General features: G+C 65.0%; 19 protein-coding genes. 16 read left to right on the forward strand and 3 right to left on the reverse strand.

Annotated features, from left to right (window positions below):
* Positions 1-44 precede the first annotated feature (44 nt).
* Positions 45-1,499 (forward strand): aldehyde dehydrogenase family protein, encoded by a 1,455-nt coding sequence (locus RPC_RS04290; RefSeq protein ID WP_041802429.1) that lies wholly within the window; start codon positions 45-47, stop codon positions 1,497-1,499.
* 27 nt (positions 1,500-1,526) lie between these two features.
* On the opposite strand, the gene RPC_RS04295 is transcribed toward RPC_RS04290, so the two are convergent.
* Positions 1,527-2,468, reverse strand: coding sequence for a LysR family transcriptional regulator (locus tag RPC_RS04295; RefSeq protein WP_011471332.1), 942 nt, complete (start codon positions 2,466-2,468; stop codon positions 1,527-1,529).
* Positions 2,469-2,661: 193 nt separating this feature from the next.
* Between RPC_RS04295 and RPC_RS04300 the strand changes: the two genes are divergently transcribed.
* The 7 genes from RPC_RS04300 to RPC_RS04330 are packed head-to-tail and all read left to right on the forward strand — an operon-like array spanning position 2,662 to position 9,246.
* The gene (locus RPC_RS04300) at positions 2,662-3,642 is read left to right on the forward strand and encodes an ABC transporter substrate-binding protein (protein WP_011471333.1); all 981 of its coding nucleotides are present in this window, start codon (positions 2,662-2,664) and stop codon (positions 3,640-3,642) included.
* Positions 3,643-3,659: 17 nt separating this feature from the next.
* The gene (locus tag RPC_RS04305; protein ID WP_157043130.1) at positions 3,660-4,517 is read left to right on the forward strand and encodes an ABC transporter permease; all 858 of its coding nucleotides are present in this window, start codon (positions 3,660-3,662) and stop codon (positions 4,515-4,517) included.
* The gene (locus RPC_RS04310) at positions 4,514-5,269 is read left to right on the forward strand and encodes an ABC transporter ATP-binding protein (RefSeq protein WP_011471335.1); all 756 of its coding nucleotides are present in this window, start codon (positions 4,514-4,516) and stop codon (positions 5,267-5,269) included. Before RPC_RS04305 ends, RPC_RS04310 begins: the two co-directional genes overlap by 4 nt.
* 40 nt (positions 5,270-5,309) lie before the next feature.
* Positions 5,310-6,104, forward strand: a complete 795-nt coding sequence (locus tag RPC_RS04315) for an enoyl-CoA hydratase/isomerase family protein (RefSeq protein ID WP_011471336.1) — start codon at positions 5,310-5,312, stop codon at positions 6,102-6,104.
* Positions 6,105-6,106: 2 nt separating this feature from the next.
* Positions 6,107-7,276, forward strand: a complete 1,170-nt coding sequence (locus tag RPC_RS04320) for a thiolase family protein (protein WP_011471337.1) — start codon at positions 6,107-6,109, stop codon at positions 7,274-7,276.
* A 2-nt stretch (positions 7,277-7,278) separates the two neighbouring features.
* Complete coding sequence (locus RPC_RS04325) at positions 7,279-7,695, forward strand: Zn-ribbon domain-containing OB-fold protein (protein ID WP_011471338.1); 417 nt, start codon at positions 7,279-7,281, stop codon at positions 7,693-7,695.
* A 6-nt stretch (positions 7,696-7,701) separates the two neighbouring features.
* On the forward strand, positions 7,702-9,246 hold the full coding sequence (locus tag RPC_RS04330) for a class I adenylate-forming enzyme family protein (RefSeq protein WP_011471339.1): 1,545 nt from the start codon (positions 7,702-7,704) through the stop codon (positions 9,244-9,246).
* A 238-nt stretch (positions 9,247-9,484) separates the two neighbouring features.
* On the opposite strand, the gene RPC_RS04335 is transcribed toward RPC_RS04330, so the two are convergent.
* Both RPC_RS04335 and RPC_RS04340 read right to left on the reverse strand, forming a co-directional pair.
* Complete coding sequence (locus tag RPC_RS04335; protein ID WP_011471340.1) at positions 9,485-11,128, reverse strand: hypothetical protein; 1,644 nt, start codon at positions 11,126-11,128, stop codon at positions 9,485-9,487.
* 295 nt (positions 11,129-11,423) lie between these two features.
* A complete protein-coding gene (locus RPC_RS04340) occupies positions 11,424-12,749 on the reverse strand; it encodes a hypothetical protein (RefSeq protein ID WP_011471341.1) in 1,326 nt (441 codons plus the stop codon).
* 614 nt (positions 12,750-13,363) lie between these two features.
* Between RPC_RS04340 and RPC_RS04350 the strand changes: the two genes are divergently transcribed.
* The 8 genes from RPC_RS04350 (at position 13,364) to RPC_RS04385 (ending at position 20,610) form a co-directional block, all read left to right on the forward strand.
* Entirely contained in the window at positions 13,364-14,047 is a 684-nt protein-coding gene (locus RPC_RS04350) for an RNA polymerase sigma factor (RefSeq protein WP_011471343.1), read from the forward strand.
* A gap of 140 nt (positions 14,048-14,187) precedes the next feature.
* The gene (locus tag RPC_RS04355) at positions 14,188-15,006 is read left to right on the forward strand and encodes a flagellin (RefSeq protein ID WP_011471344.1); all 819 of its coding nucleotides are present in this window, start codon (positions 14,188-14,190) and stop codon (positions 15,004-15,006) included.
* 66 nt (positions 15,007-15,072) lie between these two features.
* Positions 15,073-16,779: a flagellar filament capping protein FliD gene (gene fliD / locus RPC_RS04360; protein WP_011471345.1), complete on the forward strand. Its 1,707-nt coding sequence runs from the start codon at positions 15,073-15,075 to the stop codon at positions 16,777-16,779.
* Entirely contained in the window at positions 16,779-17,186 is a 408-nt protein-coding gene (gene fliS / locus RPC_RS04365) for a flagellar export chaperone FliS (RefSeq protein WP_041801382.1), read from the forward strand. The genes fliD and fliS overlap by 1 nt, the downstream gene beginning before the upstream one ends.
* Positions 17,187-17,380: 194 nt before the next feature.
* Complete coding sequence (locus RPC_RS04370; RefSeq protein WP_011471347.1) at positions 17,381-17,662, forward strand: hypothetical protein; 282 nt, start codon at positions 17,381-17,383, stop codon at positions 17,660-17,662.
* 723 nt (positions 17,663-18,385) lie between these two features.
* Complete coding sequence (locus tag RPC_RS04375) at positions 18,386-19,042, forward strand: flagellar hook assembly protein FlgD (protein WP_011471348.1); 657 nt, start codon at positions 18,386-18,388, stop codon at positions 19,040-19,042.
* A gap of 18 nt (positions 19,043-19,060) precedes the next feature.
* On the forward strand, positions 19,061-20,320 hold the full coding sequence (gene flgE, locus RPC_RS04380) for a flagellar hook protein FlgE (protein ID WP_011471349.1): 1,260 nt from the start codon (positions 19,061-19,063) through the stop codon (positions 20,318-20,320).
* An 8-nt stretch (positions 20,321-20,328) separates the two neighbouring features.
* Positions 20,329-20,610 carry a hypothetical protein gene (locus tag RPC_RS04385; protein WP_011471350.1) on the forward strand — a complete coding sequence of 94 codons (282 nt, stop codon included), beginning with the start codon at positions 20,329-20,331 and terminating at the stop codon, positions 20,608-20,610.
* The last annotated feature ends 1 nt before the right edge of the window (position 20,611 follow it).

Below are 20,611 nucleotides of genomic sequence, written 5' to 3' on the forward strand. Positions count from 1 at the left end.
CAAACGATGCGCCGCCCGAAACATTCTTTGGGGAGACGATGGGCATGACTGCTCTGCATGCGGATAATCTGATCGACGGCGCCTGGCAGCCGGCGCAATCCGGCGCCACGGCGCCGAGCCTTGATCCGTCGAGCGGCGGCACGATCGGTGGCTTCGCGGCTGGTGGCGCGGCGGATGCGCAGGCCGCGGTAGCGGCGGCGCGGCGCGCCTTCGAGCGGCCGGAGTGGTCGCAGAACCCGCGGGCGCGGCAGATGGTGATGCTGCGCTGGGCCGACCGGATGGAGGCGCAGGCCGATCAGCTCGCCCGGCTGCTGACACTGGAGAACGGCAAGCCGCTGCCGCAGTCGCGCGGCGAAATCGCCGGCAGCGTCTCGGAGATCCGTTATTACGCCGGGCTCACGCGTTACATCCCCGGCCACGTGTTCGAGGTCGAGCCGGGCAGTTTCTCGACGTTGTTGAAAGAACCGGCCGGCGTCGCCGGACTGATCATTCCGTGGAACGCGCCGGCGGTGCTGCTGATCCGCGCGCTGACGCCGGCGCTCGCCGCCGGCTGCACCGTGGTGATCAAGCCGGCGCCGCAGACCGCGCAGATCACCGCCGCGATCATCAAATGCCTGCACGAGGTCGACGGGCTGCCGCGCGGCGTGGTCAATCTGGTCAGCGAGCAGGGCCACCAAGTGGCCGAGCATCTGGTGACCTCGAACGACGTCGACGTCATCAGCTTCACCGGCTCCAACGCCACCGGCGCGCGGATCATGGCGGCGGCGGCGCCGACCATGAAGAAACTGTCGCTCGAGCTCGGCGGCAAATCCGCTTGCCTGGTGTTCGACGACGCCGATATCGCCGACGTGGCTCCGAAGCTCGCCGCTGCCGCCACCATCATCGCCGGCCAGCAATGCACCGCCGCGCGCCGCGTGCTGGTGCATGCCTCGCGCTACGACGAGATGAAGGCGGCGCTGAAAGCCGCGCTGGCGAACATCCGCATTGCGCCGGGCAGCGCGGCGGGCGCCGAGATGGGTCCGCTGATCGACGCAGCCTCGCTGGCCGCCGTGGCGAAGCGCGCCGACGAGGCGATGCAGGCCGCCGACGAGGTGGTGCTGCGCGGCGGCAGGCCCGCCGGCGACCTCGCCAACGGTTACTTCCTGTCGCCGACGCTCGTGGCGCATCGCGACACGTCGGCGTTCTTCGTCCAGGAAGAGATTTTTGGGCCGCTGGTGGTGCTCGAAAAATTCGAGGACGAGAAGGAGGCGGTGGCCCGCGCCAATCACAGCGACTACGGGCTGTCCGCCAGCGTGTGGACCCATGACGGCGCCCGCGCGATGCGGGTGGCGAGGGCGCTGCGCAACGGCACGGTGTGGATCAACGACCACAACAAGCTATTCGCCGAAGCCGAGACCGGCGGTTATCGCCGCAGCGGGCTCGGCCGCCTGCACGGCTATGACGCGCTGATCGACTTCCTCGAGATCAAGCACGTCTATCAGAGCTGCGGCGTAGTGTAGCGCATGGACCTTCCGCGCGGCGCCAGCCTAGCTGCCGGCCGGCCGCGCGGCGGGGCTGCGGGCGCGCGGATCGCCCTCGATCTTCAATTTTTGTTCGAGAAAATCCAGGAAGGTGCGCAAGCGTCGGGATTCCTTGCGCTTGCCGGGAAACGTCGCCGAGACCTGCAGTGCCGGGCTTTCCCAATCGGTCAGCACCCGGCTCAGCCGCTTCGCCCGGACGTCGTTCTGGCACATGATGTTCGGCAAAATGCCGAGCCCGACGCCGCCGATCACCAATTCGCGGGCGATGCCGATGTGATTGACGGTGATCCGGCCGGCGACGTTGATCACCTTGGCGCCCTGCGCGCTGCGAAAATTCCACACCCCCTCGGCGCGCTGATGCTCGGTGACGACGCAGTCGAAGCGGCCAAAATCGTCGATGTTGAGCGGCGAGCCGGCGCGGCGCAGAAATTCCGGGCTGGCATAGACGCCGCGGGTGATGCTCGCCAGCGGCCGGGTGCCGCCCTGGGTCTGCGGCAACGGCCCGAGCTGCACCGCGACATCGTAGGGCTCGACGGTGACGTCGACCCAGCGGCTGTTGGCGTCGATCACAAGATGGATGTCCGGATAAGTCACCGCGAAGGCGGCGATCGCGCTCGACAGCCAGCCGATGCCGAAATCCACCGGCATGCTGACCCGCAGCGTGCCGCGCAATTCGGTCTGCATCCGCGCGGTGCCGAGCCCGGCCTCCTCGATTTCGGCGGCGATCCGCTCGCAGTGCTCATACAGCGTCTGGCCGATGTCGGTGGTGGTGAGCTTGCGGCAGCCCTTGCGGAACAGCGTCGCGCCGGTCTGATCCTCGAGAAACTGGATCTTGCGGCTGATGGTGGATTTCGGAATCCCGAGCTTCGCCGCCGCGGCGCTGATGCTGCGCGCATTGGTGACTTCGAAGAACAACAACAGCGCGTTGAGATCGAGCTTGCGCGTCATCCGGATCGTCGCCTCCCGGCCGCTGCGCATCGCGCGCGGCCTATCGTCTCATTTTTGGAACGTTGCAGGGTCGAAATTGCGCCCACGTCTCGGCTTTGGCAAGGTTAGACTGCAGTCAACAATTCGGGGCGTAGCGATCAACCCGCACGCATCCGCAACAAACGCGCAACGAACGCGACCTCGGGAGAGAAACATGAACGGATTGACACGACGCGATTTTGCGTTTGGATCGGCAGCGGCGGCCGCGCTACTCGCCGCGGGTCGGCCGGCCTTGGCTGCCGACGTCGCGGTGCGTTGGGCTTCGCTGCAGCCCGGCTTCACCGTGCTGCCGGTGCAATACATCCTCGCCAACAAGCTCGGTCAAAAGCACGGGCTGACGCTGCCCGATCCCGCGCCCTACACCGCGGTCTCGACCTACTACAATGATTTTGTCGCCGGCAATTACGATGTCTGCATCGGCAGCTGGGACACTTTCGCCGCGCGGCACCAGGCCGGCGTGCCGATCAAATATCTCTGCACCATCACCGACGCCAATATGATTGCGCTGCTGGCGCCGAAGTCCGGCGTCGCCGACGTGACGCAACTCCGCGGCAAGACCATCGCGGCGCTGCAATCGACCGGCACCTATCGGATGGTGCGGGCGCTGATCAAGGAAGGCAGCGGCCTCGATATCGAGAAGGACGCCACCATCCAGAACGTCGACAATCCGGCGGCCTCGGTCACGCTGGTGATGGCGGACCGCGCCGACGCAGCCTTGTCGTGGGAGCCGAACATCACCACCGGCCTCGTGAAGAAGCCGGACCTGCGGGTGATCTTCAAAGCCGGCGACGCCTATCACAAGATCGGCGAGGGCGACCTGCCGTATTTCGGCGTCGGCATCCGCCAGGAGCTCTTGGACAAGAACCCCGGCATCGCCGCCAAGATCGCCGCCGTGTTCGAGGATTGCCTCAAGGGCATCAACGCCGACACCGCCAAGGCGGTCGACCTGTTCGGCGCCAAGACCGGGGTGGCCAACGACATCTTGAAAGAGGCGATGGGCTCGAAGCGGCTGACCTTCAATTTCCGGCCGATGTCCGACCCGGCGTCGCGCAAATCGGTGCTGAAGGCCAGCGAGTTCTTGGCTCGCAACGGGCTTCTGACCAAGCCGGTCGACGACAGCTTCTTCGCGATCTGATGAGCGTGGCGGACAACATGGCAGTGAGCGTCAACAGCAATCCCCCGCCGCGCGCCGCGGCGCCGGCCGACCAGCTGGTGGTCAAGCCGCTCGCCGCGGTGGTGCGGCCGCAGCGCAATCCGGAAAATCGTCGCGATCTGTTCGCCACCGCGGTGGTGGTGATCGTAATGCTGATCGCGATGGAGATCACCAGCCGTTACGTGCCGGACTACATCATGCCGTCGCCGGTGACGGTGTGGGCCGCGGCGCGCGAATTGTTCTTCGCCGACCCCTATCATGTCGGCATCACGCTGATCCGCCTCACCGTCGCGGTCGGCGTGGCGATGTCGCTCGGCGTGCTGCTGGGTCTCGCGATGGGCACGGTGCGCTGGATCCGGCCGTATCTGAAGGCGATCATCCTGATCGACACCGGGATTCCGGCGCTGTCCTGGATGCTGATCGCGGTGTTCTGGTTCAAGAATCCGGAAACCCGGATCTTCTTTATTCTCTTGGTGATCCTGCTGCCGTTCTACGCGCTCAACGTCTATGAGGGCGTGCGCGCGCTGCCGAAGGATCTGGTCGACATGATCGAGAGCTTCCGGCCGTCGCGCTGGCAGGTGCTGCGCTATCTGATCCTGCCGCATATCGTGCCCTACATCTTCCTCACCACCAAGTCGGTGATCGGCTACGCGATCCGCATGGTGATCTTCGCCGAGCTGGTGGCCTCCGCGGTCGGCATCGGCGCGCGGATGAATCTGGCGCAGTCGACGTTCCGGATCGACCAGGTGCTGGCCTGGACCTTCTTCCTGGTGATCCTCAACCTGGTGCTGCAGGCGGCGGTCAACGCCCTCGAGAAGGTCACGCTGCGCTGGCGTGCGGAGGCGGTGGTGCGATGATCGACAATCTCATTGAAGTCAAGGGCGTCACCAAGCAGTTCGGCAGTTATCTCGCGGTCGACAATCTGTCGATGGTGGTGCGGCGCGGCGAGATCGTCGTGCTGCTCGGCCAGACCGGCGCCGGCAAGAGCACCGTGCTCAATCTGATCATGGGCACCACCTCGCCGAACTCTGGCTCGGTGCGGGTCGCCGGCTTCGATCCGCACGACTCCTTCAAGGCGCTGAAGGGGCGGCTGTCGGTGTCGTTCCAGACCGACCGCCTCTTGCCGTGGCGCACCGCGGTGGAGAACGCCGAGCTCGGCCTGTTGATCCTCGGCGTCTCCAAGCAGGACGCCCGCCGCCGCGCCAAGGAGTGGCTGGGACGGGTGCGGCTGGAGGGTGCCGACGACAAATACGTCCACGAATTATCGGGCGGGATGCGGCAGCGGGTGTCGCTGGCGCGCGCGCTGGCGATCGATCCGGAGATCGTGTTTCTCGACGAATCCTTCAGCCAGCTCGACCACGTCACCTCCGGCGCACTGCGCCGCGACTTCACCCAGATCGCCCGCGAGCTCGGCAAAACCTGCGTGCTGATCACCCATCGCATCGACGACGCGTTGGAGATGGCGGATCGCGCCATCGTGCTCAGCCAGCCGGCGAAGATCGCGCTGGAAGTTCACATCGACGACGCCGCGCGCGCCGACCCGAAGCGGATCGCCGAACTGCATGACCAGATTGCCGCCGCGATGGGTGGCGAGGAGACCGACTCCTGACCGGGGTCTGCACAGCAACACCGAACATACTGGAGCGCCCATGAACTATCAGGACGTCATTCTGTCGCGCGAGAGCGGCTGGATCGAGATCACCATCAACCGGCCGGACAAGCTGAACTCGCTGCGCGAGCAGACCGCGGAGGAAATCCTCGCGATCCTCGGCGAGGTCGAGCACGATCGCGAGGTCCGCGCGGTGATCCTGCGCGGCAGCGACAAGGCGTTCTGCACCGGGATCGACACCAGCGAATTCCAGATCGCCGAGAACGGCTATTTCGATTTCTATCGCTTCCGCAAGCGCAACCGCAAAGTCAACCGGCTGTTCCGTGAGATCGGCTCGTTCACCAAGCCGCTGATCGCGGCGATCGAAGGCTTTGCGCTCGGCGGCGGGCTCGAACTGGCGCTGGTCGGCGACATCATCGTGGCCGGCGCCAACGCCAAATTCGGCTTGCCGGAGATCAAGCTCGGCATGATGCCGGGCGGCGGCGGCACGCAGACGCTGCCGCGGCTGATCGGCAAGCCGCTCGCCAAGGAATTGATGTGGACCGGGCGGCGGATCACCGCCGCCGAAGCCGAGCGCTATCGCATGGTCAATCACGTCACCGAGGCCGGCCACGCCATCGACAAGGCGCGCGAGATCGCGAAAAGCATCAGTGACAACGCGCCGATCCCGGTGATGATGACCAAGTCGGTGATCGACCGCGGCATCGACATGGCGCTGCCCGACGGCTTCGAGGCCGAGGGCGACGCCTCCTTCCTGTTGTACTTCACCAAAGATCGCGACGAGGGCCTGAAGGCCTTCAAGGAAAAGCGATCGCCAGCGTTCCGCGGAGAATGACCATGAGCAGCAAACGCGACATCGTGATCGCCGGCTATTCGGAGACGGCGATTGAGTATAAATCCGGCCGCAGCGCCTACGACCTCGGCGGCGAGGCGCTGGCGAAGCTGCTGGCGGCGACCGGCATCGAAAAGGACGCGATCGACGGCCTCGCCGTCACCGCGCCGCTCAGCGAATGTCCAAATCCGTTCTTCGCGGTCTATATGACCGAGGCGCTGGGGCTGACGCCGACCTGGCTGAACTATGGCGGCACCGGCGGTTGCTCGGCCACCGGCGGCGTGGCGCGTGCGGCTTCTGCCATTCGCGATGGCTTGTGCGAGGTGGTGGTGGTGCTGTCGGCGGATGCGCCGAGCACGTCGTGGCGCGCCAATTACGGCGCCTATCGCGGCGAATTCCAGGATCCGCCGGGCGTGCAGGGACCGCCGGCGACCTTCGGCCTGCTGATGAGCCGCTACAAGCATCAATACGGCCTGAATTCCGACGCGCTCGGCAAGATCGCCATCACCCAGCGCGACCACGCGCTGCACAACGACAACGCCTATGCCAAGTTCAAGACCCCGATCACGATGGACGACTACAACAAGTCGCGCGTCATCGCCGATCCGTTGCGGCTGCTGGACTGCGTGATGTTCTGCGACGGCGCCAACGCCTTCCTGGTCACCAGCGAGGCCAAGGCCAAGAGCCTCGGCATCAGCAAGATGGTGTATCCGACCGCCTATGCCGAGATCACCAACGTCAACGGCAACCAGTCCTGCCCGGACATCACCGAGACCGGGTTCTCCAAGATCGCGCCGAAGCTGTACAAGCAGTCCGGGCTCAGCGCGAAGGACATCAAGATGTTCCAGCCCTATGACGACTTCACCATCGCGGTGATGATGAAGTTCGAGGACTTTGGCTTCTGCAAGCGCGGCCAGGGCAGCGACTTCACGCTCGACACCGATCTGTCGTTCAAGGGCACGCTGCCGCTCAACACCGGCGGCGGGCAGATTTCCGCCGGCCAGCCCGGGCTCGCCAGCGGCGGGCTCAACCTCGCCGAAGCGGTGCGGCAGATGTTCGGCGAAGGCGGCGGCCGCCAGGTCGCCAATCCCAGCAACGCGCTGATCACCGGCATCGGCGTCATCCCTTACGCGCGGAACTGGGGAACCAGTGCCGCCATGATCCTGGAGGTCTGACCATGGCTGAAGAGAAAGCGGGCCGTCCGGTCCCCAAGCCGTCCACCTATGTCGACACCCAGGCGTTCTGGGACGGCGCCAAGCAGGGCAAGCTGGTCTTGCAATATTGCAAGGACACCGGGCAATTCCAGCACTATCCGCGGCCGGTCTCGATCTTCACCGGTAGCCGCAACCTGGAATGGCGCGAGGTCTCCGGCAAGGGCACGGTCTACGCCTGCACGGTGATCCGGGTGCCGGGTCCCGGCCTCGACGGCCGGCTGCCGTTGTCGGTGGCGACCGTCGAACTCGACGAGGGCGTGCGGATTCTCGGCAACGTGCTGGGCAGCGATCCCGACAAGGTGGCGATCGGCCAGCGCGTCGAAGTGACCTGGGATCATCTCAGCAACGACGTGCAATATCCCGCCTTCAAACTGGTCTAGGGCATCATGCGACTGGAAACCATCCTGCGCGCGCAGGCGGTGCGCTTCCCCGACAAGACCGCGTTGGTCTGCGGCAATGAGCGCATCGCCTATCGCGATCTCGAGCGCCGCATCGGCCACGTCGCCAGCGGGCTGCGGCAACACGGGCTCGGTGCGGGCGACCGCATCGTGGTGTTTCTCAACAACGGCGTCGAGATCGTCGAATTGTTCTACGCGGCGTTCTCGCTTGGCGCCATCGTGGTGCCGGTCACGACAAGGCTGACATCGCACGAGGTGCAGCACATCTGCGCCGACAGCCAGCCGTCTGCCATCGCGTTTGAAGGCCCGGGCGACGCGATCCAAGGCGTGCTCGCGGTCCATCCCGACGCGCTGCGGATCGCGGTGGGTCAAAGTGCGGAGGGCGCGATCGACTATGCCAGCCTGCGCGAGGCCGAGATCGCGCCGTTGCCGCTGTTGTCGGTGCAATCCGACGACGCGGTGATCATGTACACCTCGGGCACCACCGGCAGCCCGAAGGGCGCGATCATCACCCACGCCAATATCGTTACCCAGCATTGCTTCATCAATGCGGTGGAGTGGGGGATTTCGCGCGACGATCGTTATCTGGTCACCACGCCGCTGGCGCATCGCACCGGCTTCGCGCGGCTGTCCAACGCGTTGACGCTCGGCGGCACGCTGGTGGTGATGAAGAAATTCGATCCCAAGCAGACCATCGACACCATCGACCGCGAACAGATCAGCGTGATCGGCATGGTACCGACGGTGTGCCGGATGATGCTGCCACAGATCGAAGCCGATCCGGACAAATGCGCGTCGCTGCGCCGCATCGTGGTCACCGGCGAAGCCTTCCCGGTCGAGCTGAAGCGCCGCTTCATCGCGCTGTTGCCGCAGGTGCGGCTGGTGTCGTTCTTCGCGATGACCGAAGTCGGCGGGGTGACGTCGCTGTCGCACGAGGAGCAGTTCGATCACGCCGCTTCGATTGGCCGGCCGACGCCGGGCGTCGAAGTGCGGATCGTCGACGACGCCGGCAACGCCGTCGCCACCGGCGAGGCCGGCGAGCTCTTGGTGCGGGTCGGCGAACCCGGCCGCTATTCGGTGATGCGCGGCTACTACAACCGCCCGGAAGAGACTGCGAAAGCGATCGAGGACGGCTGGATCCGCACCGGCGACGTCGCCCGCGCCGATGACGAGGGCTATCTCTATATCGTCGACCGCAAGAAAGACATGGTGCTCAGCGGCGGCTTCAACATCTACACCAAGGAGGTCGAGCTCGCCTTGCTGGCCAATCCGGTAGTCGCCGAGGCGGCGGTGATCGGCATTCCGGACGCGATCTATGGCGAGGCGGTGGTGGCCTTTGTCGAGCCGTTGCCGGGCATGACGCCGACGCCGCAATCGATCGTCGACGGCGTGCGCGGCCTGGTGGCCGGCTACAAGAAGCCGAAATACGTCTTCATCGTCGACGAACTGCCGCGCAATTCGCTGGGCAAAGTCTTGAAGCGCGAGTTGCGCGACAAGGTCGGCGAGCTGCTGAAAACGCCTGAGGCGACCTGAGTGAGACGAGCTATCAGAGACGTTTCGAGTTGGATTGGTGCGCTTCGTCGTCATTCCGGATTGCGAGTTCGAAGAACGAGCAAGTCCGGAATCCATACTCCCTGCGGTGGTTATGGATTCCGGGTTCACTCGCAGCTGACGCTGCTCGTGCCCCGGAATGACGGCCCGGGACTCTTGAACCGCATCAATCCTAACCGAACATGCTCTCGGGCGCGTTTGTTGCGCGGCGGGTCATGGGTCACCTCGGCAGGGAGGCGCCAGTGCCGGGTTTGTTGATCCGGTACAGCAGGGCCGAGCCGCGACCGGCGACGAGGTCGAGGTCGCGCACCGGCTGCCGATCCGGTAACGGATCGATCAGCAGCACGTAGTCGTAGTTGCTGCGCCAGTTTCGCAGATAGCTGGCATAGGCCAAGGTCAGGCGCGAGAACGTCTCCTGGCGCAGCACCGACCACTCCACCGGCTCGGCCAGCGGCTGCGCGATCTGCCGATAGGGCGGCTTGAGCGCCAGCGGCTGCTGGCTCGGCGAAGCAAACAGCAGCGGCAAGAACGCGCCGCGCTCGATCGTCAGCAGCGAGCCGAGGTGACCGTCGAGCCGGTAGATGCCGGGCAGCACCTGTCCGGGACGCTCGGCCGTCTCAGTCATGTATTGCGCGTGACCGCGCATCACCAGCACACGGGCCAGAGGCTCCACCGTCGCGATCGCGGATCGCAGATCGGCGACGTCGGTGCGGTGCTCGATCCAGGCCGCAGAGACGTAGCTGCTGCGAAGCACGATCAGCGCGGCGAACAGCGCGCCGGCCAGCAGGCCGGGTCGTAGCGCGAGCCGCGGCTGCACCGCGGCGAACGCCAGCAGTCCGATCATCAGCGCGATGCGGACGTCGAGGAACGAGCCGCCCTTGATCTCGGCGGGCTGCAGCACGAACACCAGCGCCAGCACCACGAAGGCGAGCCGCGCCGCCGGCGCCACCACGGTGGTGCGCCGGTTCAGCACCAGAAACGAATACACCACGACGCTGGTCAGCAAGGTCAGGTACTTGCTGTAGGTCATGAACGGGGTGAGCGCGGCCCACAGTTTGGGCAGGCCCTGCCAGGAGCCGATATAGGCCGGCCCGTCGGCCAGCGGTGAGGCCAGATAGAGCGCGACGGCCGGGCTCAACACCAGGCCCACCAGCAACCCCACACGCAGCAGCTCGCCCCAGCTTGGCCGCCGCGCGTCCCACAGCCGGGCGGCTTCGCTGGAGCCGATCAGCAAGGCGAACAGCATGACGCCGAACAGGTGGCAAAAGAAGATTACCGTGACCGATGCGGCTCCGGCCAAGGCCGCCGGCCACCAGCCGCTGCGTTGCCGCAACGCGATCCAGCCGGCGGCGGCGGCCAAAGCCAGCCCGAGCGACAGCAGGAAATTCATGAAGCCGAGGAAGAACACGCCGTTATAGGCGATCAGCCCGGAGGCCAGCGACCAGTAGGTGAAGCGGCCGAACACCACCCGGCTGTAGATGACGGCGCCGATCACCGGCGCGAACAGGCTCAGCGCCAGGCACAGCCGTCCGCCGACATGCACCGGCAGCAGCTTCAACAGCCCGGTCGCGATCACATCCATGCCGAGATTGGGCAAGATGGCCCAATGCGGCTCGAACATCTGCGACAGCGCGGGGTCGTCGGGATGCGCCAGGATGAAGTAGCGCGCCAGATGGTTGGGATAGTCGAGGACCGGCGGGACGTCGACCAGGAAGAACGGCACCGCCAGCACGATCGCCAACGCCACCGCAGCGGCGCTCCACACCAGACCCGCATGGGATCGCACCGAAGCTTCGAGATAGCCGGGCGAAGCTGACTCCGCCATGAACTTGATCTGCAGTCCCGCCGCCGCCTGATCGCTCATCGACGCCCCACCTCGATTGCCAATGCATCCTTGCCGGCGCGGTCCGCGCCCTGACAATCAGCAATTGACAGGAGAGTGTAAAGATCGACTAAACCACAGGTTGGAAATCGCGGTCGTTCCGGGCACGGCGGCGACCACTTCAGCCGCAGCCACCACGGCGCGGGCTCGCGGTGTGACTTAGAGTAGGACGACGTTTCTCTGCATCGTCCTGCGCTAGCTCTGATCGAGCAAGATATTCTCCGAAAACCGAGATCCCTTTTCGAGATCCCTTTGCGGGATCATGCTCGATATTGGTTCATGCCGGCGCAATCGCCGGCGCCTCCCAGAGGGGCTGTCCTCTTTCCGAACAGCGCATCGTCAATCGGTGACGGTCGGGAGCCTTGAAGGCGTCCGGCCGCAACCGTTCCGCCGGGTCGGTGACCAGGACCCAGCCATTGTCCTCGATCTGCATCACCGCATGGACATCGTCGGCCCAGCCGCACAGCACCAGTTCCAGCTTGGAAAAGCCGCCGCAATCGGCCGCGAAAGCTCTACTGATGGCTTCCACCGCGCCGCCGACTTGCGACGCGTCGCGGCCCAGCACGTCGCGAACCACCACGGTGATCGCGCCGCGGGCGCCGTCCATGCCCTTCATGATCAAGTGCGGCTCCGGCGCCTGTTGTCGGCCGAAGCGCCGGGCGGCGAGCAGGTGGCGCGTCGGCAGTTGCGCGGCGCTGCGTTCGAACCTGGTGTGGTCGATGACGATGGTGGCGCCGTCGCGCAGCGCGGGATCGGTTTGACAGTAATCCTCCGGCAGCCACGCGGTTTCGATCTGGCGTTGCGCGGCCGTGAGAATCCAGGCCTGATCGAGCAGAAAATGCTCCGGCAGATCGGGATAACCGAGGCTCAAGTCGCGCCAGGCCTGCAGCAAGGCGCGCGCCGGCTCGGTCGGTCGAAAGAACATGGCGGCCGTATCGAGCTCGCCGCCACGTTTGCGATGGACGGCGAAGTCGCAACCTAAGGATTGCGGCAACACCGGATGGCGCCGGATCTCGGCGCCGGTATCGATCCAGAACACCGGCCGATCGCCGGCTTGCAATTGCCGCAAGATGAAATCGATCTTGTGGGTGCCGCGCGCCCGCGGCTCGTTCGGCGATCGCTCGATCACGCAGTCGAGCCCGTTGAGATCGATATAGCCGCGAAATCGCATCAGCTGTCGCTCCGGGACGCTGCCGTTGCGATACGACGACAGCAACAGGGTCCCGGCCTTGCTATACATCCCGGTTCGCGCCGAGAGCGGCTTGACGCCGCCCCACCACAGATGATGCGGTGCCGCGGCGCCCTCCGCGCCGATCGACCCATGGATCGCGAGTTTGGCTTTCAGGCCATCGAAGGCCGGATGCTCGCCGAACGGAATGATAACGATCGCGTCCGGATCGAGCGATCCGACCAAAGCCTCCATGCGCGCGGTGCTCGCCGGATCGAGCACGATCACCGCGCCGCCGGGCGGCGCGGCGCAGGTCGCGTCCCACACCACGGGGGTTCGCTGCACACACAGCTGCGCGAGCCGGTTGCGCTGCGCGGGGCCGAGCGTAAGCGATGGAAGCCGCGCAGCAGTCTGGATCTCGTCGAGGACGTTCATCGGCGGTGTGACCTATCGGGCTGATTATGACTGATACGATCGCGGTCGCGAATTCAGGCGGTCGCAAACCCCAGCCGATGCGTTTCAAAATATTTCAGTTGCGGTCCATGTAGTTCCAATCGTTTCGGTTCGTTGCTGAGCCCGCGTTCCGCGCAGGGCAGTACGCGATGATAAGCGATCAGCAGCGGTTTCGTGCTGCCGTCGACGGCCCCGCGTGGTCTCACGCCGCGCAAAAAACGCTAGCATCGTGGAGTGATTCGGAAAATTTTGCCGAGTGAACTGCGAACGATCAGCACGCTGTCGTGCGGATCGAGATTGTGATCGGGCGAGGGTGTGATGTCGCGCAACGGCCGTGCTGACAAGGTGATTTCGCGAGGTCGACGGTGTCGTCGTCGCGCGGCGCGGCGTCGACACGGCGCCGCCGCGGCGTCGGATCGCAGCCGAAAAGGCCGCGTTTCGGCTCGGCAAAAATTGCCGCGAGCCAGGCAGTTTTTGCCCGTAAGCCACTGTAAAATAATCGAAAAATCACCGCCCGGTTTTTCGTGGCGACGCGTTCAACTCTTCGAAGCCGCGCGAACCAAGCGTTCGCCGGCGTAGCGGGTCGGGAGATAGTGATGGCGTTCGCGCTCGATATCTGGGCTCCGGTTGAAGTCGCGCCGGCGGTGATTGCGAAGTCGACATCGGTTTCCTCGGCGCCGGCGGCAGCGTGCGAGCAGCAACTGCCGACGCCGCCGTTGGACGAGGACGAACAGCTTCTCAATCGGCTCGCCGAACATGACGAAGCGGCGTTTCGGCTGTTGGTCGAGCGCCACATCGATCGCGCATTCGGCATCGCGCTGCGCATCGTCGGCAATCGCGCCGATGCCGAAGACGTCGTGCAGGATACCATGCTCAAGGTGTGGACGCATCGCGGGCAGTGGCAGCACGGCCGCGCCAAGTTCTCCACCTGGCTGTATCGCGTGGTCACCAACCGCTGCATCGATCTGCACCGCCAGCCGCGCACCGACTGTGTCGACGCGGTGCCGGAGCCGGCCGATGGCCGGCCGGACGTGGTCAGCACCATGCAGCGCGACGAGGTTACGCATCTGCTGGAGAACGCGATGCGGCAGTTGCCCGAGCAGCAGCGCATCGCGGTGATTTTTTCGTACCACGAGAACATGAGCAACGGCGAAATTGCCGAGGTGATGGAGACCACGGTGGCGGCGGTGGAGTCGCTGCTGAAACGCGGCCGTCAGCAGCTGCGCGATCTGCTGCGCCGGCACGAGCGCGACATCCGCCACGTGTTTACCGAATACTAACCACGTCGCAGCGCCGCGGGGAATAGCCCGCCTGATTTCTGCCGGCCGATCCGTTCTACGCAGCGGACGGGGGCTGGCCTGCGTCCGGGATTTCCGTCCCCAGCGGCCGACGTCGCCGCATCATCCGAAGGAGCAAGCAAATGCCCGTCATCTCCACCAACACCGCTGCGAACACCGCGGTTCGCTATCTGAACGTCAACTCCGCGCAGGAGTCGAGCTCGTTGGCGAAGTTGTCCAGCGGATCGAAGATCAACAAGGCCTCCGATGACGCCGCCGGGCTTGCGATCTCGACGCGCATTTCGTCAGACATCACCACGCTGCAGCAGGCCGCGACCAATGCCTCGCAGGCGAGCTCGATCCTGCAGACCGCCGACGGCGGCGCCTCCAACATCAGCGACATCCTGGCGCGCATGAAGTCGCTGGCCACCCAGGCGTCGTCCGGCACCGTGACCGACGATAGCCGCGCCTATATCGACTCGGAATTCACCCAGCTGGTGGCGGAAATCGACAGCATCGCCAGCGGCACCCGCTACAGCAGCACCAGCCTGCTGAACGGCGACTTCACCGACACCGCGATCATGGTCGGCACCGACTCCACCGACACCATCACCATGTCGTTGGCCAATCTGACCTCGACCTCTCTCGGCTTTTCGACGTCGTCGACGATCGGCACCCAGACCGCGGCGACCGCGATGCTGACCACGATCGACAGCGCCATCGACACCGTGTCCGGCGCCCGCGCCGACATCGGCGCGCTGGAATCGCGGTTCAACTTCAGCGCCGACTCGATCTCGACCCAGACCGAGAACCTCGAAGCCGCCAATTCGGCGATCACCGACGTCGACATCGCCGCCGAGCAAGCCAAGTTGTCGGCTTCCGAGGTCAAGGTGCAGGCCGCGGTGTCGGCGGAATCCGCCGCCAACCAGATGCCGCAATATCTGCTCAAGCTGCTCGGCTAACGCTTGGCCGAAAGTCGTGGAGGGCCGGCGCAGCGCCGGCCCTCCGATCCGTGAATGGAGCCCCCGATGACGTCGGTCAGCAGCACCAGCACCAGCACGACCACGAGCGCCAGCACGATCGCCAGTTCGGCGACCATTACGACGACGGGCACGACCAATTCCACCAGCATCGATTGGGATGCGTTGATCGAGGCCCAGGTTGCCGCCAAGACGGCGCAGGCCACCAGCATCGAGACCAAGATCACCGCCAACGAGACCAAGATCGCGGCCTACCAGGATCTGCAATCGCTGCTCAGCGACGTCGCCACCAGCGCCAAGTCGCTCAGCAGTTCAATCATCAACTCGCTGTCCGGCAGCGTCTTCGCCACCAGGGCCGCGACCATCACCTCGACCGGCGACGTCAGCGCCAGCTCGGCGCTGTCGATGTCGATCAGCGACGCGGCGGCGACCGGCGACCACACCCTGACCATCAGCCAGATTGCCACCGCGCACAGCGTGGTCGGCGCCGCGGTGGCGGACAAGACCGCGGAGCTGGGCTACGCGGGCACGTTCTCGATCGGCGTCTCGGGCGGCACCACCGCCGACATCGAAGTCAGCAGCGACATGTCGCTGGAAGACATCGTTTCCTCGATCAACGCCCAGACCTCGACCACCAAGGTGCAGGCCTCGATCATTCAGATCTCCAGCACCGAATATGAAATGGTGTTGACCGCCACCGTCGACAACGCCGACATCGTCACCGCCAACGTCACCGGCGACGACGTGATGAACGGGCTCGGCGTCACCGATAGTTCGGGCGATTTCACCGACGTGCTGCAAACCGCCCAAGCCGCGATCTTCACCCTCGACGGCATCCAGCTGACCCGCGACAGCAACGACATCAGCGACGTCTTGACCGGCGTGAGCTTCAGCCTGCTGCAGACCACGCCGACCGGTTCGTCGATCTCTTTCGACGTCGAGACCGACGCCGATACGATCGTCGATGCCATCGACGGTCTGGTCACCGCCTACAACGCGTTCCGCGACTACGTCTACAGCCAGCAGAGCCTGACCTCGAGCGGGACGGCGGATGAGGATGCGGTGCTGTTCGGCGACTCGACGATGCGGGATATCATGTCGCAGGTCACGGCGGCGCTGAACACCTCGATCGGCGGGCTGTCGATCGCCGATCTCGGACTGACGTTCGACGAAACCAACGATCTCGAATTCGATTCCAGCGTGCTGGAAACCACCCTGAGCAGCGATCTCGACGGCGTGATCGACCTGTTGGCGACCACGGTCGAGACCTCGTCGAGCAGCCTGTCGGTGATCAACACCAGCGGTTCGCCGCCGGCTTCGTTCACGCTCGATCTGGTGGTCGATGCCAGCGGCAATCTGACCTCGGCGTCGGTCGACGGCGACAGTTCGCTGTTCACGATCAACGGCGACACCATCGTCGGTGCGTCCGGCTCGATCTATTCCGGCATGGCGTTCAACTACCGAGGCTCCACCTCGCAGTCGATCACCGTGACCTCGACCTCCGGGATCGCGGCGCAGATCTACAGTCTGGCGAAGAGCGTCTCCAACACCAGCACCGGCTCGCTGCAGGTGTTGATCGACAACTTGACGTCTCAAGACGATACGCTGCAGCAAAAGGCCGATACCGTCACCTCCGCGGCCGCCACCTATGAAGCCAATTTGAAGCTCAGATACGCCAACTATCAGTCCGCGATCCAGTCGGCGAACTCGATGCTGGATTATCTGACCGCCCTTTTGAACTCCGACAGTGATTGATGATGCAGTATTCGAGTAACCAGCAGGCCGCGCAGGCCTATCGCAGTGCCGCCATCGCGGTGCCGCCGTTGCAGGCGGTGGTGATGCTGTATGACGGCGCGATCATGTCCTTGCGTAGATCGATCAGCGCGGCAGAGCAACGCCGCTTCGAGGACAGCCACGCGGCGATGATCCGGGCGACCGCGATCCTGCGCGGGCTCAGCCATCATCTCGACTTCGACCGCGGCGGCGCGGTCGCCGAACGGCTGCATCGCACCTACAACGCGTTGATCATGGCGTGCCTGCGCTCCTATGGCCGCCCGGACGCCGCGGCCCGCTTTGCCCGGATCATCGCCAGCCTCAGCGAGCTGCGCGACGCCTGGAAATTCGTCGCGTCGACGACGGCAAGGCCGGCGCGGCGGGGATAAACGCTCGGTCTGGCCGCCGCCGGCGTGCCGCGAACGCCGGCCCATTCCGCTTGGCGCGTCACAGAGTTTCCCTTTGTTGCAGAATGTGAAAAGCGGTATCCGGGCCACGCTCCGGCATGCTAGTCTCTGCGAGTCGGCGCCTCGTAATTATACGAGCAGCATCAGCGCCATAGCACGCTTAGGCCACGGTTCGCATGATCGATGTCGCGGATTTCCAGGATCTGCTCGACCGGCTCGGGGAGGATCTATCGAGCTGGCCGATGCCGCAACGTGAGGCCGCAGCGGCGCTGCTGCGCGAGTCGGACCAGGCCCGGGCAAGGCTCGACGAGGCGAAGCTGCTGCGGCGCGCTTTGGCGGCCAAGCCGGTTCGCGCCAGCGCCGCGCTGACCGATCGGATCATGCTGGCGATCCAACCCGCGCCGCCGGCCGCCGACGCAGCGCCGCCGCCGCCACCGCTGCGTCACAGCCGCGGCTGACCGCCGCGCCGCGCCGCTCATCTCATGCGCGGTGCCGCCCGCGTTTGGTGCACGGTCATCCCCCGATCTTCCAAGTCATTTTCGAACGGCGCTCGCCGAACCGAGCGCCGTAATAAGACGCGTGCCCGGACGCCATGTCGCGCGCGGCGCTTGCGGCGTGGTGCGCCGATCGGCGGCGACGACAGATCGCAGCCTTTGCCATTGTCTCGAATTAGCAGAACAGCCCAGCTCGCCGCTCCACGCCGAGACGCGCCGTCTTAGAGCATTTTCGATTAGGATTGAGTCATCCAACCAAAATGTCGTCGTCATTCCGGATTGCGAGTTCGAAGAACGAGCATCCGGAATCCATCCTCCCCCAGCGGTGATTATGGATTCCGGTCTCACTCGCAGCGAAGCTGCTCGTGCCCCGGAATGACGGCCCGGGACGCTTGAACCGCAGCAATCCTAACCGAAAGCGCTCTAGTGTTGTGGCGGGTTCCGCCCGGCAATATTTTCCGCGACAAAGTGAGTAGTCAGGCTCCGTCAGCGTAGCCGCCGGCTCTCGGCAGCTGGGCGCAGCCGCGCCGCGCGCGCGGCGATGAATTTTCTGACGCCCCGATCCGCAGAAACTCTGCCTGAATCCGCGGCGCCGTCCGTTTCAATACAGAACGGCAATCACGTCACCACAGCACATCGGAAAACGCCATCCGGCGCTTGCGCGCCCGGACGCGGCAGGAGGCTGTCATGAGCATTACTGCAACCAGCGCCACGAGCACGGCGGCTACGACGACGACCGCGTCCAGCACCACCTCGCTGACGTCGAGCGATTTTCTGACCTTGCTCGTGACCGAGCTGCAGAACCAGAACCCGCTCGATCCGACCGACACCACCGACTTCGTCTCTCAGATGACGTCGTATGCGAATTTTGAGCAGCAGCAGACCCTGAACACCAATCTGAGTTCGCTGGCGACCTCGTTCAACAGCCTGCTGACGCTGAACTCCACCAACTACATCGGTCAGACGGTGACCGCCAAGGCGGACTCCGCGACGCTGGAGGACGGCCAGATCGCATTCGGCTACTCGCTGAATTCCGCGGCGTCCAGCGTCACCCTGACGGTCGCCGACTCTTCCGGCAATACGGTGTGGACCGGCAGCGGCGCCACGACCTCCGGCAAGAACAGCTTCACCTGGGACGGCACCACCACCGACGGCACCCAGCTTAGCGACGGCGGCGACTACACGCTGTCGGTCAGCGCCACCGATTCCAGCGGCAACTCGGTCTACGGCTACACCACCGTCAGCGGCAAGGTGACCGGCGTCGATAGTTCGAGCGGCACCACCATGCTCACCATCGGCGACACCTCGATCGCCGCGAGCAGCATCATCGGCGTCACATCCTGATTAGTTCGGAGTAAAGCTATGAGTCTATCAGGCGCACTCTCATCGGCGATCTCGGCGCTCAGCGCGCAAAGCTCTGCCATGGCGATGATTTCCGACAATATCGCCAATTCGCAGACCGTCGGCTACAAGACCACCTCGGCGTCCTTTCAAGCGCTGGTCACCAGCTCATCGAGCGCCACGACCTATTCGTCGGGCGGCGTCACCACGTTGTCGCGGTCCAATATCTCCGAGCAGGGACTGCTGACCACCACGACCAGCGCCACCGACATCGGCATTTCCGGCAACGGCTTCTTTCCGGTGACCACGGCGCTGACCGGTGGCTCGACGCTCTACACCCGCAGCGGCTCGTTCACCATCGACGACTCCGGCTATCTGGTCAGCAGCGGCGGTGCCTATCTGCTCGGCTGGCGCACCGACGCCGACGGCAACATCACGGGCAGCGCCGACAGCAACAACCTCGAGCCGATCAACACCGCGGTGGCCGCGACCAGTGGAAGTGCGAGCACCGAGACCAAATTCGCCTTGAACCTGCCGGCGGATGCCGCCACCGACGCCACCTTCACCAGCTCGATGTCGGTGTACGATTCGCTCGGAACCGCGAGTTCGATCCAGGTGACGTGGACCAAAACCGGATCTAACACCTGGAGCGCCAGTTTCGGCAATCCGACGTTGTCGTCGGACTCGACCACGAGCACCGGAACCACAACCGGATCGGCCACGATCACCTTCAATGAAGACGGCTCGCTGGCCTCGCAAAGTGCGACCGACATTTCGGTGGCCTGGAGCACCGGGGCAGCCACCAGCACCATCGCCTTGAACTTTGGCACCGTCGGCGGCACCGATGGCTTGACGCAAAAAGCATCGGGCGAAACCACGCCCTCGATCAACCTCACCAGCATCGAGTCCGATGGACTTGCATACGGCAAGCTGAGCAGCATTGCGGTCGGCGACGACGGCAAAGTCAACGCCACCTATTCCAACGGCGAAACCATCGCGATCTACAAGATTCCGGTGGCGACGTTTTCCGCGCCGGACCAACTCGTCGCCAAGAGCAACGGGCTCTACGCCGCTTCCGCGGCGTCCGGCACCGCGATGGTGCAGGCCTCAGGAACCAACGGCGCCGGCACCATCTACGGCGGTGAACTCGAGGCTTCCACCAGCGACACCAACCAGGAATTCAGCAACATGATCTCGGCGCAGCAAGCCTATTCGGCGGCGGCGCAAGTGATGAGTGCGGTCAGCGACATGTACGACACGCTGATCTCGGCGATGCGGTAGGTGCTGCGATGACCGACCAAGCCGTCGACGATCCGCTGTTGGCTCGGCTGCGCCGTCTGACGACGGCGGTGCGCAACGCCACCCGGCAGGACGATCGCCGGCGGCTGCTGGCGCTGGAAAGCGAACTGCGCGCAGTACGGACCGGGCTTTCGGCGCGTTGCCGAGCGCTGGTCGAGAACATCAACGCGGCGGGCGCGCAAATCAGCGCCATCAATGCGTACGCACGATGCGCGTCGCTCGGGCGCGGATCGTCGCAAGGTCGAGCAAACGGCAAGGTAATGGGGAACTGAG

This window comes from Rhodopseudomonas palustris BisB18, assembly GCF_000013745.1.
Taxonomy (GTDB): Bacteria; Pseudomonadota; Alphaproteobacteria; order Rhizobiales; family Xanthobacteraceae; genus Rhodopseudomonas_A; species Rhodopseudomonas_A palustris_F.